We start from the raw sequence: 12853 nt of genomic DNA on the forward strand, positions 1-12853 counted from the left end.
CCCGGAGATTGATCATGGCGATGACTTCATTACGCGTGCGCCGCCACCGCCTGCCGCTCTGGGCGTTGGTGCTGACCGTGGTGGCGGTGGCCCTTCCTGCCATCGCGACGTCGCGCGCTCAGGGCGCGGCGACGGGCTGCACGGTCGCGTACACCACCAACGAGTGGTCCGGCGGCTTCACCGCCCAGATCCGCGTCACGAATCTCGGCGCCGCCCTGAACGGCTGGCGGCTGGAGTGGACCTACGGCGGCGACCAGCAGGTCACGTCCGCCTGGAACGCGCAGGTCACCCAGTCGGGCAGTGCGGTGACCGCGGTGAACGTCGCGCACAATGCCGTGCTCGCCGCCGGCGCGTCCGCGGACTTCGGGCTCCAGGGCACCTGGCACACCGCCGACCCGGCTCCCACCGCCTTTACCCTCAATGGCACGCCGTGCGGCGGAACCGCGAGTCCCACCCCGACAGCGACCGCGACAGCCACGCCACCGGCCGAATGCGCCGGGGCGGCGATCTGCTCCGACTTCGAGGACCAGACCGGCACCGTGCCCTCGGGCGCCTGGCAGACCACGGCACCCGACTGCCAGGGCACGGGGAAGGTCAGCGTCGACACGTCCGTCGCCTACAGCGGCACCAGGTCGCTGCGCGTCGACGGCGGCGCCGGCTACTGCAACCACGTCTTCGCGGCCTCCACCCGCGATCTGTCCTCCGTCGGGCCCGTGGTGTACGTACGCATGCGGGTCCGGCACACCACCGCCCTGCCCACCGACCACGTCACCTTCGTATCCATGCCGGACGCCTCACAGGGCGGCAGGGCGCTGCGCGTCGGCGGGCAGAACGGCGCGCTGCAGTGGAACCGCGAGAGCGACGACGCGACGCTGCCGGAACAGAGCCCGGCGGGGGTCGCGCTCAGCACGCCGCTGCCGGCCGGTCAGTGGCTGTGCCTGCGGTTCCAGATCGACACCACCGCCCAGTCCATGCGCACCTGGGTCGACGACCAGGAGGTCGCCGGACTGCACGTGGACGGGGTGGCGACCCAGAACGTCGACGGGCAGTGGCTCGCCCGCAGGACCCCTCCCCGCCCCACCGGCCTGCGCGTGGGCTGGGAGAGCTACGGCACCGGGGACGACACGCTCTGGTTCGACGACGTGGCCCTGGGCTCCTCACCGATCGGCTGCTGACGCCCGCGTGGGATCCGTCGGGAAGACAGGATCCGAACGCGCGACAGTTGTTGATTCCTTGATCCGTACGGCACGCAGTACCCGCCTGGTGGACCGGTCAGCTGCAGGCCCTCGGCCTGGGCCCGGCTCACCGGCTCGTCGATCAGCTGGGCATCGAACTCATCGATCCCTTACGGCAACGAGGAGATCAAGTGAAACGTCGTCACGCCTTAATGGCCACCGGTGCCGCCGGTGCCCTGATCCTGGGTGGCCTTGCCGTCGCCACCCTGCCCGCATCGGCAGCCGCCACCGGCTGCTCGGTCGCGTACAAGGTGCAGAGCCAATGGCCGGGAGGGTTCACCGCGAACCTGGCCATCACAAATCTCGGCTCCCCCGTGCAAGGGTGGACCGCGACGTTCGACTTCCCGAACTCCGACCAGAAGGTCACCAACGGCTGGAGTGCCGGCTGGACACAGTCCGGAACCCACGTGTCCGCCACCAGCCTCGACTGGAACGGGGCGCTGGATACGGGCGGGTCGGCTTCCATCGGGTTCACCGGTGCGTGGAAGGGCGCCAATCCGGAACCGGCATCGATTGCGCTCAACGGCGTGACCTGTACCGGCTCGGTGACATCCCCGACCCCCAGCCCCACCACCACTCCGACCAGCGGTCCCAGTGGTCCGGCCCCGGAGCTGAAGGTTTCCGGCAACAAGATCGTCACCGCGAGCGGCAAGCAGTATCGGCTGCTGGGTGTGGACCGCTCCAGCGGTGAATACGCTTGTGTGCAGGGCAAGGGGCTATGGGACAGCGGCCCGGTCGACCAGGCGTCCGTCGACGCGATGAAGACCTGGAACATCCACGCGGTACGCGTGCCGTTGAACGAGGAATGCTGGCTCGGCATCAACGGCTCGCCCAGCGGAGCCACCTACCAGCAGGGCGTCAAGGACTACGTCAACCTGCTGGTGGCCAACGGCATCACCCCGATCCTCGATCTGCACTGGACCCGGGGTGCCTACACGAACGGGCCGGACTGGCACTGCAAGGACGCCACCGCGACGTGCCAGAAGCCGATGCCGGACGCGCAGTACGGCCCCCAGTTCTGGACCGGTGTCGCCAATGCGTTCAAGGGCAACGACGCCGTCGTTTTCGATCTGTTCAACGAGCCGTACCCGGAGGTCGCCAGCAACTGGGACAAGACCCTCGGCTGGACGTGCTGGCGAGACGGCGGCACCTGCACCGGCCTTCCCTATGAAACCGCCGGCATGCAGGACCTGGTCGACGCTGTTCGGGCCACCGGCGCGACCAACGTCCTCATGCTGGGTGGCCTGGAGTGGGCCAACGACATGCGGGAGTGGCTGACGTACAAGCCGACCGACCCACTGAACAACCTCGCCGCGTCCTGGCACTCCTACAGCTTCAACGCCTGCGCGACCGAATCCTGCTGGGACAGCCAGGTCGCGCCGCTCGCGCAACAAGTGCCGGTCGTCATCGGTGAGTTCGGCCAGGACAACTGCGGCTTCGACTACATGCAGCGGCTGGTCGACTGGGCCGACGCGCACAACATGGGTTATCTCGCGTGGACCTGGAACCCGTGGGGCTGCAGCACCGGCGCCGTACTCATCAAGGACTGGGCCGGAACCCCGGAGCCTGGCATCGGCGACGGGCTGAAGGCCCACCTGATCAGCCAGGACCCCTACACGACCCCGTAACGCGCACCCAGCGGCTGCCCAGCCGCGTTCGACGCCGCCCCGGCCGGATGCCCCAACGGCACAACCCGGCCGGGCGGCTTTCGACCACCACGCGTGTGAGTGTGGCGAGGTGCTCGAACCGCAGCCCACAGGGGAGTCGCCGGCTCCCGGACTCCAGGTGTGAAACCGGTCGGCGGCCGGCATCGGAGCGTCCCGCACCAGCCGGATGCCCATTCGTCCTTGTCCGACAGGATTCCTCGTGCCTGCAGGCGGAGGATCTGCTTGACAGTGCAGGTCACGAGCGCTTGGCGACCGGCTCCAGGCCACCCGTGACGGCATCGTCAAGGTCAAACCCGCCCGGGTGACCGGCTGGCAGAAGCCCTACAAGCAGGCCGAGGACGAACTCCTCGACCCACGCGGGCCGGCACTGCCCGACGGGGAGACCCTCGTCCGACTGGCCGACACACTCGTGGCCGCCTCCTACGACGACTACCGCAAGGTTCCCATCGTCGAAGAGATCCGACCCCTCGTCGCCCAGCGCATCCTGTCCGCCGGCCCCGATCACGATGCCCGCCTCTTCACCGGCCCGCGCGGCGGACGCATCTCCACCGCCGTTCTGCGCGACGCCACCCATGGGGACCACGTGATAATCAAGCTCGGCTACGAGCACCTGCGCCGCCACGACCTCCGGCACACCGGACTGACCTGGTTCGCCGACGCGGGAGTGCAGGTCCATGTCCTGCGCCGGATCGCCGACCACGGCTCGCTGACCACCACCCAGCGCTACCTCCACCCGGACGTACACAAGATCACAGCCGCAGGCGCAGCACTCTCCGCGCACCTCAGCGTGCTCCGCGCACCACGCTCCCTGCCGAGCCCGATCGTCATGACCCGCTGACGCCGGTCAAGGACCCTGGTCCCCAACCGGTCCCCAAGAAATAGCCAAGGGCCGGTTTCGGATGTCTCCGAAACCGGCCCTGACCTGCGACTGTCTCCAGTCGGGACGACAGGATTTGAACCTGCGACCCCTTGACCCCCAGTCAAGTGCGCTACCAAGCTGCGCCACGTCCCGGTGCGCTGCCCCGCGATGAGCCGCGGGAACGCGCGGACAGAACTTTACCCCACGTCGGGGGCCGGACCGAAGCGGGCACCGGGCGCGGGACAATCGACGAATGGCCAATACATCCTCAGGACGGCAGACGGGCGCGCGGGACCGGGACAACGAGGGCCGGGCGCGCAACGCCCGGCCGCGGGACGGGCTCGGACGGCCGCTTCCGTACGGCGCCGACGGCGTCGCCCGGCAGCCGGAGGGCGTGGTGCGCAGCCCGCAGGAGACCGTGGCCGAGGCTCAGGAACTGCTGAACGCGGGGCGCCCCTTCCACGCGCACGAGGTCTTCGAGGACGCCTGGAAGTCCGGCCCCGCCGAGGAGCGCGCCCTGTGGCGGGGGCTGGCCCAGCTCGCGGTGGGGCTGACCCACGCGGCCCGGGGGAACGTCACGGGCGGGGCGAGGCTGCTGCGGCGCGGCGCCGGGGCCCTGGAGGAGTGGGCCGCGTCGGCTCCCGGGCGGGGACGGCCGTACGGGATGGATCTGGCCGGGCTCACCGGGTGGGCGCGGCAGCTGGCGGCGGACGTGGAGCAGGGCGGCTCGGCGGTGGACGCCGGGGGTCGCAGTCCACGGCTGCGGGGGTGACGCGGAGCGCCCGGGTCGTGCCACCACGGCAGCCGAGGTGGCAGCGAGGGATACCCCGGCGGCCCTGGGCGCCGCCCCCGGTGATCGGGCCGGAAGGCCCGGCCGAGGACGTGATGCCCGGACTCGGTGCCGTCGCTGTCAGTGGCGTGCGGCAGACTCGGGGTGTGCGAAAGATTCATGTCATCGGTATCGGCGCGGGCGACCCCGAGCAGCTCACCCTCCAGGCGGTCAGGGCGCTGCGGAGCACGGACGTGTTCTTCGTCCTGGACAAGGGCGAGGTGAAGGGAGATCTCACACAGCTGCGCCGGGACATGCTGGACGCGCACATACCGGAGGGGTCGTACCGGGTGGTGGAGGCCCGGGACCCGGAGCGGGACCGCGGTGCGGGCGGCTCCGCCTACTCCCCCGCCGTCGGTGACTGGCGCAGCGCCCGCGCCGACATCTACGAGCGGCTGATCGCCGAGGAGCTCGGCGAGGAGGAGAGCGGCGCGTTCCTGGTGTGGGGAGATCCGGCGCTGTACGACAGCACGCTCGGCATCCTGGAGGAGATCCTGGAGCGGGGCTCGGTGTCCTTCGAGTACGACGTCGTGCCCGGCATCAGCAGTGTGTCGGCGCTGGTGGCCCGGCATCGCACCGGGCTGAACCGGGTCGCGCGGCCCGTCCAGATCACCACCGGACGGCGCCTCGCCGAGGGGTTCCCGGAGGGCGTGGACGACGTGGTCGTGATGCTCGACGCCCACCAGGCCTTCCGCGCGTACGCCGACCAGGACATCGACATCTACTGGGGCGCCTACATAGGCACGCCGGACGAGATCCTCGCCTCCGGACCGATCGCCGAGGCCGCGCCCCGGATCGAGCGGCTGCGCGCAGAGGCCAGGGAGCGCAAGGGCTGGATCATGGACACGTACCTGCTGCGCCGCCATCCGAAGCAGCGGTAGGCGCCGGGAGAACGGCAGCACCCGGGGGAACTGCACACCCGGATGGTCGGCCATGCGAGCCTCGGCATGATCGCCGCGCCGGCGGCTGCCGCCCGAGGTGCTGCTGCCGGTGTTCGACCGGATGGTCGAGGAAGGTTATCTGACCCGTGACGGCCACCTCTTCTCGCACACCCGGGCGGGCGCGCGCGAGGCCAGGGTCATCGGCACGGCGTGGGGCAACTGGCTGGCGGACCGGGTGCAGCAGGACATCGGCCGCCCCTCGGGCACGGACCTGCGCGCCGCCGTGGACGCGATCGCGAAACGCCTCCTGGTGGAGGACCTCAATACCGGACTGCCCCGGCGCGCACGGGAGTTGGCGGGGAGCACCCCCGCCTGAAAACCGTGTGCCCGCCGGGACGGGCGGACGCCATACTCGTGGGATGTCCCCCGCGCCCACCCGTTTTCACGACCCCGGTTCGACGGCCTCCGCCTTCAGTGGCTCGGCGCTCGTCCGGTGCCCGCGCTGCGACGGGATCGCCCACTTCGAACGGAGGACGCCCCCGCAACCCCGCGTGATCTGCCGCTCGTGCGGCCTGTGCGGGCCCGTGGACCGATGCGCCTGGCCCGCCCTGTGGCTGTGCGCCGGGACCAGGCACGGTGAACTGTGGGCGTACAACCTCGCCCACCTGGACCTGATCAGGCGGTTCGTGGCCGCCTCCCTCCGTGAGCGGGATCCGTGGTACGAGCACGGCCGGAAGATGACCTGCGTCGCCCGTCTGCCCGCCTGGGTCAAGCGCGCAAAGAACCGTGACGAGGTGCTTCGCGTGATCGACCGTATGCGGAACTCGGTCATGGGGAGTTGAGGTCGAGCCACCGCTGGGCTCCTGCCACGTCGGGCACGGCAGTCACCCCGTCCGGGAGGGGTGGTCGGCGTACGACCACCACGGGCAGGGCCAGTTCGCGGGCCGCCGTGAGTTTGGCGGCGGTGGCCGTTCCTCCGCTGTCCTTGGTGACCAGGACGTCGATGCGGTGGTCGTGGAGAAGCGTCGACTCGTCGGCCACCGTGAACGGGCCGCGGGCCAGGAGGACTTCGGTGTGCGGCGGCATGGGCGGCTCGGGCAGCTCCACCGACCGTACGACGAAGTGCAGTTCGGTGAGGTGGGCGAAGGCGGCGAGCTCCATGCGGCCGGTGGTCAGGAACACCCGTCGGCCGAGTCGCGGCAGCGACCGCGCGGCCTCGTCGAGCGTGTCGACCGGATGCCAGCGGTCCCCCGGTCCGGGCCGCCAGCCCGGGCGACGCAGCACCATGGAGGGCACGCCGGTCGCCGCGGCCGCCCGGGCAGCATGGGCGGTGATCGTGCGGGCGAAGGGATGCGTGGCGTCGACCAGTGCGTCGACACGCTCCTCCCGCAGCCACTGGGCCAGCCCCTCCACTCCGCCGAACCCTCCGATCCGCACCTCCCCCGCGACCGTTCCCGGCCGGGTCACCCGCCCCGCGAGCGAGGTGGTGACGCGGACTCCCGGCCGCGACGCGAGGGCGGCGGCCAGTTCGCGGGCCTCGGTGGTGCCGCCGAGGATCAGGATGTGCGGGGACATGGCGGGAAGCGTACGAGGTCAGGGCGGGGTGTGGCAGGCCGGGTGGTGAGCGCCGGGGAACTCTGGGCGTACGGGTGTCGCCGGGCGGGGCACATGAAGGGGCAGCAGCGAAGGCCCGGACGACCGGCGCCCCCGTATGTGTGCCGGGGTCGTACGACGTTCATGGCCCGGGGCGCCGGGGCGCACGACGACGGGCGTTTCCGCCCATCCGTGGTTATGGTCCGGGCATGGCATCCGTGCGCGCGGTCCTGATCGACATCGACGGAGTTCTCACCGTTTCGTGGGAGCCGTTGCCGGGGGCGGTGGCGGCGTTGCGGGAGCTTCGGGAGGCCGGCTTCGGGGTCGTGCTGGTGACGAACACGACCTCGCGGACACGGGCGTCGATCGCCTCGGTGCTGCGGGGGGCGGGGTTCCCCGTGTCGCCGGAGGACGTTCTCACCGCGCCCGCGGTCACCGCCGCGTATCTGGCCGACCGCTTTCCCGGCGCCCGCTGCACGCTGCTGAACAGCGGGGACATCGCCGAGGATCTCGCGGGCGTCACCCTGGTCGGTGACGAGGCCGAGGGCGTCGATGTCGTGGTTCTCGGGGGCGCCGGGCCCGAGTTCGGTTACACGGCGCTCAACCAGGTTTTCGGGCACCTCCAGCGCGGGGCCCGGCTGGTGGCGATGCACCGCAATCTGTACTGGCGTACCGCCGACGGGCTCCAGCTCGACGCCGGGGCCTTCCTGGCCGGACTGGAGAAGGCCGCCCGGACCGAGGCCGAGGTCACCGGCAAGCCGTCGCCCGCGTTCTTCGAGGCGGCGCTCGCCCGGCTCGGGGTGGGGGCGGACGAGGCGCTGATGGTGGGGGACGACATCGAGTCGGACGTACTGGCCGCGCAGCGCGCCGGGCTCACCGGGGTGCTCGTGAAGACCGGCAAGTACCTCCCGGAGACCCATCGCTCCGCCGGCGGCACGCCCCACCACGTGATCGACTCCTTCGCGGACCTGCCGGCGCTGCTCGGCGCGTCAGCGGAGCAGTAGCTGTACGCCGCCCACGATAGTCGCCGCGATCACCAACTGTTCGAAGAGCCGCTGGTTGATGCGGTTCACCGCCCATTTGCCGAGGAACGCGCCGGGCACGACGAACGCCACGAGGGCGAGGTCGAGCAGCAGCGAGTGGCCGTCGATCAGGCCGAGGCCGACGCTGAAGGGCACTTTGGAGACGTTGACGATCAGGAAGAAGAAGGCCGAGGTGCCGAGGAAGCCGAGTTTGCGGAAGCCCGCCGACAGCAGGTACATCGACATCACCGGGCCGCCGGCGTTGGCGACCATCGTGGTGAAGCCGCCGAGGACGCCGTAGGAACGCGCCTTGACCCGGCCGGTCCGGGTGGCGACCGAGTCGGGTTCGTCCTCCGTGTCGGCCGTGCGGCGGCGCCAGATCGTCACGGCGGCCATGAAGAGCAGGATCGCGCCGATCGACGTGCGTACGATCCCGTCGTCCGCCCATCGCAGGAACAGCGTGCCGGCGACCACGCCGACCGCGACCGCCGGGAACAGCCGCCAGAGGGTGGGCCAGTGGGCGTGCCGTCGGTAGGTGAGCACCGCGAGCACGTCCCCGGCGATCAGGATCGGCAGCAGTGCGCCGGTGGAGGCGCGGGCGGGCAGCACGGCGGCGAAGATCGCGAGGCTGACCGTGTTGGCCCCGCTTACGGCCGTCTTGGAGAAGCCGACGAGCACGGCCGCGGCAGCCAGCGCGGCGAACTCCCAACCGGAAATGTGCCAGAGCGTCATCGTGTCCATGCGGAGACCGATGCTAGGTGCGGGTAAGAGATCTTGTAAGTGCCGTCTCGCCGTGTGGTCCTGTTGGCGCGCTCCCGCCAGAGCCGCACCACCGCTTCCACCAGTGCCGCCCCAGCCGCTCCCGCTAGTGCCGCTCCACCAGCACCGCGCTCCCCTGTCCCACTCCCACGCACATCGTGGCCAGCCCGCGCGCCGCTCCCGTCCTTCGCATCCGGTGCAGCAGGGTCGTGAGGATGCGGGCGCCCGAGCAGCCGAGCGGGTGGCCCAGCGCGATCGCGCCGCCGGACGGATTGACGCGGTCGGGGTCGATGCCGAGTTCGTCGACGCAGGCGAGGGCCTGGGCGGCGAAGGCCTCGTTGAACTCGGCCTCCTCGATGTCGTCGATGCTCCAGTCCACGCGGGCGAGCGCCTTGCGGGTGGCGGGGACCGGGCCGATGCCCATCACGTCGGGGTGGACGCCGGCCGAGGCGCCGGCGGCGTAGCGGCCGAGGGACTCCAGCCCCAGGTCGTTCAGGGCCTCCTCGCTGACCAGGAGGAGTCCTGCCGCGCCGTCGTTCATGGGAGAGGCGTTGCCCGCCGTGACCGTGCCGCCGGCCCGGAAGACGGGCTTGAGGCGGGCCAGCTTGTCGTAGGAGGTGTCCTCGCGGATGCACTCGTCGCTGTCGACGAGCACGCCGTCGGGGCGCTCCACCGGGAGGAGTTCGTCGTCGAAGTGGCCGTTCTTGCGGGCCTCGGCGGCGAGGCGGTGGCTGCGCAGGGCGAACTCGTCCTGGCGTTCGCGCGGGATGCCGTAGCGCCGGGCGACCTCCTCCGCGGTCTCCCCCATGGGCAGCAGGCCGTGGAGTTCCTTCATGGCCGGGTTGACCAGGCGCCAGCCGAGCCGGGTGTCGTGGGTCTCGATCCGGTGCGGGAGGGCCTCGTCGGGGCGGGGCAGCACGAAGGGGGCGCGGCTCATCGACTCGGAGCCGCCCGCGAGCACGATGTCGGCCTCGCCCGCGGCGATGGTGCGGGCCGCCATCGTCACGGCCTCCAGGCCGGAGGCGCACAGCCGGTTGACGGTGGCGCCGGGTACGGTCTCGGGCAGTCCGGCGAGCAGCGCGGCCATGCGGGCCACGTTGCGGTTGTCCTCGCCGGCCTGGTTGGCGGCGCCCCAGTAGACGTCGTCGACACGCGCCGGGTCGAGCGCGGGCACATCGGCGACCAGGGCGCGGATCACGGTCGCGGCGAGGTCGTCGGGGCGTACGGCGGACAGGGCGCCGCGGAGTCTGCCGATGGGGGTGCGGCGGGCGGCCGCGAAGTGGACGGGACGCACGAGGGGGCTCCTGACCGTCGTCATCGGGGGACCGAACAGCTTTAATTAGCACCGCTAGTTTCGGACTATAGCGCAGCTGGAGCAGACATGGCCGAGCACGTACTCGCCGGAACCCACGGCCCCCTCACCGTGCGCGAGTGGCCGCGCGAGCACCCCCGGTACGTGGCTCTCGTGGTGCACGGATACGGGGAGCACGCCGGCCGGTACGAGGAGCTCGCCGGGGTCCTCGTGGCGCACGGCGCGGCCGTCTTCGGGCCCGATCACACCGGGCACGGGAAGTCCGCCGGGGAACGGGTCCTGATCGAGGACTTCGAGGACGTGGTCTCGGACGTGCACGCGGTGGCGGACCTGGCCCGGGGCGCCCACCCCGGCGTACCCCTCGTCATGGTCGGGCACTCCATGGGCGGTCTGATCGCCGCCCGCTTCGCACAGCGGTACGGCACCGAGCTCGCCGCGCTCGTGCTGTCGGGACCGGTGATCGGCGCCTGGGAGCTGCCGGGGGCACTGCTCGCCCTCGACGAGATCCCGGACACGCCCATCAGCCCGGCCTCGCTCTCCCGTGACCCGGAGGTGGGGGCCGCGTACCGGGCGGATCCCCTCGTCTGGCACGGGCCGATGAAGCGGCCGACGCTGGAGGCGTTCGCCCGCACCCTGCAGACCGTGTCCCGGGGCGGTGACGTCGGCCCGCTCCCCCTGCTGTGGCTGCACGGAGACGACGACCGGCTGGTCCCGCTCCCCGGGAGCCGGGTCGGTGTCGAGGCCATCAAGGGGGAGACGTACGTCGAGCGGATCTACGCCGGTGCCCGGCACGAGGTGTTCAACGAGACGAACAGGGCGGCGGTCTTCGCAGATGTGACGGACTTCCTCGACGATGTGCTCACACCCTGAGACACCGCTGTTTGCACGATTGCGCCCGGGGCACTCGCGCCCCCATGGAGTGGTTGCGTCGCGCGGCCTGCGTGGGAGAGGACCCCGAGCTGTTCTTCCCCGTGGGCACGCAAGGACCCGCGCTGCGGGACATCGCGGCGGCGAAGCGCGTCTGCTCCCGCTGCCCGGTCGCCCCCGAGTGCCTTGAAACGGCGCTCAGCAGTGGGCAGACCTCGGGCGTGTGGGGCGGAACGTGCGAGCAGGAACGCGACGAACTGCTCCGCACCGGCATGGACCATGCCAGAAGGAGGAGCACGGTATGACTGTGGTCAGGAGCACCCTGTCCGACTCGGCCCGCGAGACGGCCGGGGAGGCCCTGCAGAGCACCCTGGTGGATCTGATCGGCCTGTCGCTGATCGGGAAGCAGGCGCACTGGAACATCGTGGGCCCGCGTTTCCGGTCCATCCATCTCCAGCTGGACGAGGTGGTGTCGACGGCTCGTTCGTTCTCCGACACGGTGGCGGAGCGCGCGGCGGCGCTGGGTGTGCCGCCGGACGGCCGCCCGGAGACGATCGCCTCCGCCTACACGCTGCCCGGTTCGAAGAGCGGCTGGATCCGGGACGACGACGTCGTCCGGTTGATCGTCGAGACGCTGGAGGCGGCCATCGGCCGGCTGCGCGAGCGCATCGAGGCCACCGAGAAGGCCGATCCGGTCACGCAGGACCTGCTGATCGGCATCACCGCCGAGCTGGAGAAGCAGCGCTGGATGTTCGAGGCCGAGAACTGGCCCCGGGACTGACGACCGTCCCGGAACACCCACGGAAAGGCGCATGCGATGACCGACGCTCTCGAACTCGACGCGCTGTGGGAGGACTTCCACCGCGCGGTGAACATGACCTCGCAGGAACTGGCCGCCTGGCTGCGGGTCAGCGACGCCGACGAGTCCACGGAGCCGCTGCCGGAGCACGCGGGTGAGCCCACCGGGCAGCATGTCCTCGCGATCCTCCAGAAGCGGCGCACGGACCTGACCGACGACGACATCGACGTCATGTACGAGGTCGTGGACACCGTCACCGCGGAGGCCGAGGTGGAGAACGAGCCCGAGGCCGAGGACACGCTCCGCAGGCACCGCCTGATGTCCGTCGGACACGACCCGCTCAGGCGGTGACCAGGCAGGAGCGCGTCGTACGGGAACTCGTCGGCGCGCACGGACGGACGTACGCCGCGGAGGCGGGCATCACGCTGAAGGACACCCCGCAGCCCCTGTACCGGCTGCTGGTGCTGTCCCTTCTGCTCAGTGCCCGCATCCGCGGCTCCGTCGCGGTCGCCGCCGCGCGCGAGCTGCACAGGGCGGGACTGCGCGACCCCCGCGGCATGGCCCGCGCCACCTGGCAGGAGCGCGTGAACGCGCTGGGCCGCGGCGGCTATCGACGCTACGACGAACGCACGGCGACCCAACTAGGCCGGGGCGCCGAGCTGTTGACCGAGCGGTGGGGCGGCGATCTGCGCCGGCTGCGCGCCGAGGCGAACGGCGATGTCGCCGAACTGCGGCGCCTGCTCCAGGAGTTCCCCGGCATCGGACCCGCCGGCGCGGACATCTTCCTGCGTGAGGTGCAGGGTGTCTGGCCGGAGGTCGCGCCCTGTCTGGACGGCAAGACGCTCGCGGGTGCCGAGCGGCTCGGCCTGCCGCAGGATCCCGACCGGCTGCTGTCCCTGGCAGGTGACGCCCGTCCGGACGTTCTGGCCGCCGCGTTGGTGCGTGCGGCGATCGACCGCGAGGTGGCCGAAGACAGCCTCCGCCGCGCCGGGTGACATGGCACACTGCTCGCACATCTTGTCGAGCAGAG

The 12853-nt window shown here is 71.3% G+C and carries 14 protein-coding genes, 1 tRNA gene and 2 pseudogenes; 13 read left to right on the forward strand and 4 right to left on the reverse strand.

What is annotated here, in order from left to right:
* The first annotated feature begins 20 nt into the window (after positions 1-20).
* From ABZT02_RS18080 to ABZT02_RS18090, 3 genes and pseudogenes are all read left to right on the forward strand, one after another.
* A complete protein-coding gene (locus ABZT02_RS18080) occupies positions 21-1175 on the forward strand; it encodes a cellulose binding domain-containing protein (RefSeq protein WP_356018873.1) in 1155 nt (384 codons plus the stop codon).
* 191 nt (positions 1176-1366) lie between these two features.
* Entirely contained in the window at positions 1367-2863 is a 1497-nt protein-coding gene (locus ABZT02_RS18085) for a cellulase family glycosylhydrolase (protein ID WP_356018875.1), read from the forward strand.
* 298 nt (positions 2864-3161) lie between these two features.
* A pseudogene (locus ABZT02_RS18090) lies at positions 3162-3740 on the forward strand (tyrosine-type recombinase/integrase); the annotation flags it as partial.
* A 100-nt stretch (positions 3741-3840) separates the two neighbouring features.
* Here the strand turns inward: ABZT02_RS18090 and ABZT02_RS18095 are convergent.
* Positions 3841-3914: transfer RNA gene (locus tag ABZT02_RS18095), tRNA-Pro, on the reverse strand.
* Between the two features lie 100 nt (positions 3915-4014).
* On the opposite strand from ABZT02_RS18095, the gene ABZT02_RS18100 reads away from it, so the two are divergent.
* The 4 genes and pseudogenes from ABZT02_RS18100 (at position 4015) to ABZT02_RS18115 (ending at position 6313) form a co-directional block, all read left to right on the forward strand.
* Positions 4015-4533 carry a DUF309 domain-containing protein gene (locus ABZT02_RS18100; RefSeq protein ID WP_356018876.1) on the forward strand — a complete coding sequence of 173 codons (519 nt, stop codon included), beginning with the start codon at positions 4015-4017 and terminating at the stop codon, positions 4531-4533.
* A 164-nt stretch (positions 4534-4697) separates the two neighbouring features.
* Positions 4698-5471 carry a precorrin-6A synthase (deacetylating) gene (gene cobF / locus ABZT02_RS18105; protein WP_356018877.1) on the forward strand — a complete coding sequence of 258 codons (774 nt, stop codon included), beginning with the start codon at positions 4698-4700 and terminating at the stop codon, positions 5469-5471.
* A gap of 27 nt (positions 5472-5498) precedes the next feature.
* Positions 5499-5847, forward strand: a pseudogene (locus tag ABZT02_RS18110) (MFS transporter); the annotation flags it as partial.
* Between the two features lie 43 nt (positions 5848-5890).
* Positions 5891-6313 (forward strand): hypothetical protein, encoded by a 423-nt coding sequence (locus tag ABZT02_RS18115; protein WP_356018878.1) that lies wholly within the window; start codon positions 5891-5893, stop codon positions 6311-6313.
* Here ABZT02_RS18115 and ABZT02_RS18120 read toward each other — a convergent pair.
* Positions 6300-7046 carry a cobalt-precorrin-6A reductase gene (locus ABZT02_RS18120; RefSeq protein ID WP_356018879.1) on the reverse strand — a complete coding sequence of 249 codons (747 nt, stop codon included), beginning with the start codon at positions 7044-7046 and terminating at the stop codon, positions 6300-6302. The genes ABZT02_RS18115 and ABZT02_RS18120 overlap by 14 nt on opposite strands.
* 227 nt (positions 7047-7273) lie before the next feature.
* On the opposite strand from ABZT02_RS18120, the gene ABZT02_RS18125 reads away from it, so the two are divergent.
* Positions 7274-8068, forward strand: a complete 795-nt coding sequence (locus ABZT02_RS18125; RefSeq protein WP_356018881.1) for an HAD-IIA family hydrolase — start codon at positions 7274-7276, stop codon at positions 8066-8068.
* Here ABZT02_RS18125 and ABZT02_RS18130 read toward each other — a convergent pair.
* Positions 8054-8827, reverse strand: a complete 774-nt coding sequence (locus ABZT02_RS18130; RefSeq protein WP_356018882.1) for a sulfite exporter TauE/SafE family protein — start codon at positions 8825-8827, stop codon at positions 8054-8056. The two genes, ABZT02_RS18125 and ABZT02_RS18130, sit on opposite strands and share 15 nt — an antisense overlap.
* A 124-nt stretch (positions 8828-8951) precedes the next feature.
* Positions 8952-10139, reverse strand: a complete 1188-nt coding sequence (locus ABZT02_RS18135; RefSeq protein WP_356019015.1) for a thiolase family protein — start codon at positions 10137-10139, stop codon at positions 8952-8954.
* 87 nt (positions 10140-10226) lie between these two features.
* Between ABZT02_RS18135 and ABZT02_RS18140 the strand changes: the two genes are divergently transcribed.
* Genes ABZT02_RS18140 through ABZT02_RS18160 form a run of 5 tightly spaced genes read left to right on the forward strand, consistent with a single transcriptional unit; the run spans position 10227 to position 12818 of the window.
* Complete coding sequence (locus tag ABZT02_RS18140) at positions 10227-11027, forward strand: lysophospholipase (RefSeq protein ID WP_356018883.1); 801 nt, start codon at positions 10227-10229, stop codon at positions 11025-11027.
* A 44-nt stretch (positions 11028-11071) separates the two neighbouring features.
* Positions 11072-11329 carry a WhiB family transcriptional regulator gene (locus tag ABZT02_RS18145; RefSeq protein ID WP_356018884.1) on the forward strand — a complete coding sequence of 86 codons (258 nt, stop codon included), beginning with the start codon at positions 11072-11074 and terminating at the stop codon, positions 11327-11329.
* Entirely contained in the window at positions 11326-11805 is a 480-nt protein-coding gene (locus ABZT02_RS18150) for a DNA starvation/stationary phase protection protein (RefSeq protein WP_356018886.1), read from the forward strand. Before ABZT02_RS18145 ends, ABZT02_RS18150 begins: the two co-directional genes overlap by 4 nt.
* A 36-nt stretch (positions 11806-11841) precedes the next feature.
* On the forward strand, positions 11842-12174 hold the full coding sequence (locus ABZT02_RS18155) for a DUF3140 domain-containing protein (RefSeq protein WP_356018887.1): 333 nt from the start codon (positions 11842-11844) through the stop codon (positions 12172-12174).
* On the forward strand, positions 12171-12818 hold the full coding sequence (locus ABZT02_RS18160) for an endonuclease (protein WP_356018888.1): 648 nt from the start codon (positions 12171-12173) through the stop codon (positions 12816-12818). Before ABZT02_RS18155 ends, ABZT02_RS18160 begins: the two co-directional genes overlap by 4 nt.
* Positions 12819-12853 lie beyond the last annotated feature (35 nt).

The sequence above is a fragment of the Streptomyces sp. NPDC005402 genome (assembly GCF_040606575.1).
Lineage (GTDB): Bacteria > Actinomycetota > Actinomycetes > Streptomycetales > Streptomycetaceae > Streptomyces.

What these genes read in the sequence shown, in the direction of transcription:
- ABZT02_RS18080 (WP_356018873.1), top strand. Translation starts at nt 21, where the DNA reads ATGACTTCATTACGCGTGCGCCGCCACCGCCTGCCGCTCTGGGCGTTG.
- ABZT02_RS18100 (WP_356018876.1), top strand. Translation starts at nt 4,015, where the DNA reads ATGGCCAATACATCCTCAGGACGGCAGACGGGCGCGCGGGACCGGGAC.
- ABZT02_RS18115 (WP_356018878.1), top strand. Translation starts at nt 5,891, where the DNA reads ATGTCCCCCGCGCCCACCCGTTTTCACGACCCCGGTTCGACGGCCTCC.
- ABZT02_RS18120 (WP_356018879.1), bottom strand. Translation starts at nt 7,046, where the DNA reads ATGTCCCCGCACATCCTGATCCTCGGCGGCACCACCGAGGCCCGCGAA.
- ABZT02_RS18125 (WP_356018881.1), top strand. Translation starts at nt 7,274, where the DNA reads ATGGCATCCGTGCGCGCGGTCCTGATCGACATCGACGGAGTTCTCACC.
- ABZT02_RS18130 (WP_356018882.1), bottom strand. Translation starts at nt 8,827, where the DNA reads ATGGACACGATGACGCTCTGGCACATTTCCGGTTGGGAGTTCGCCGCG.
- ABZT02_RS18140 (WP_356018883.1), top strand. Translation starts at nt 10,227, where the DNA reads ATGGCCGAGCACGTACTCGCCGGAACCCACGGCCCCCTCACCGTGCGC.
- ABZT02_RS18145 (WP_356018884.1), top strand. Translation starts at nt 11,072, where the DNA reads ATGGAGTGGTTGCGTCGCGCGGCCTGCGTGGGAGAGGACCCCGAGCTG.
- ABZT02_RS18150 (WP_356018886.1), top strand. Translation starts at nt 11,326, where the DNA reads ATGACTGTGGTCAGGAGCACCCTGTCCGACTCGGCCCGCGAGACGGCC.
- ABZT02_RS18155 (WP_356018887.1), top strand. Translation starts at nt 11,842, where the DNA reads ATGACCGACGCTCTCGAACTCGACGCGCTGTGGGAGGACTTCCACCGC.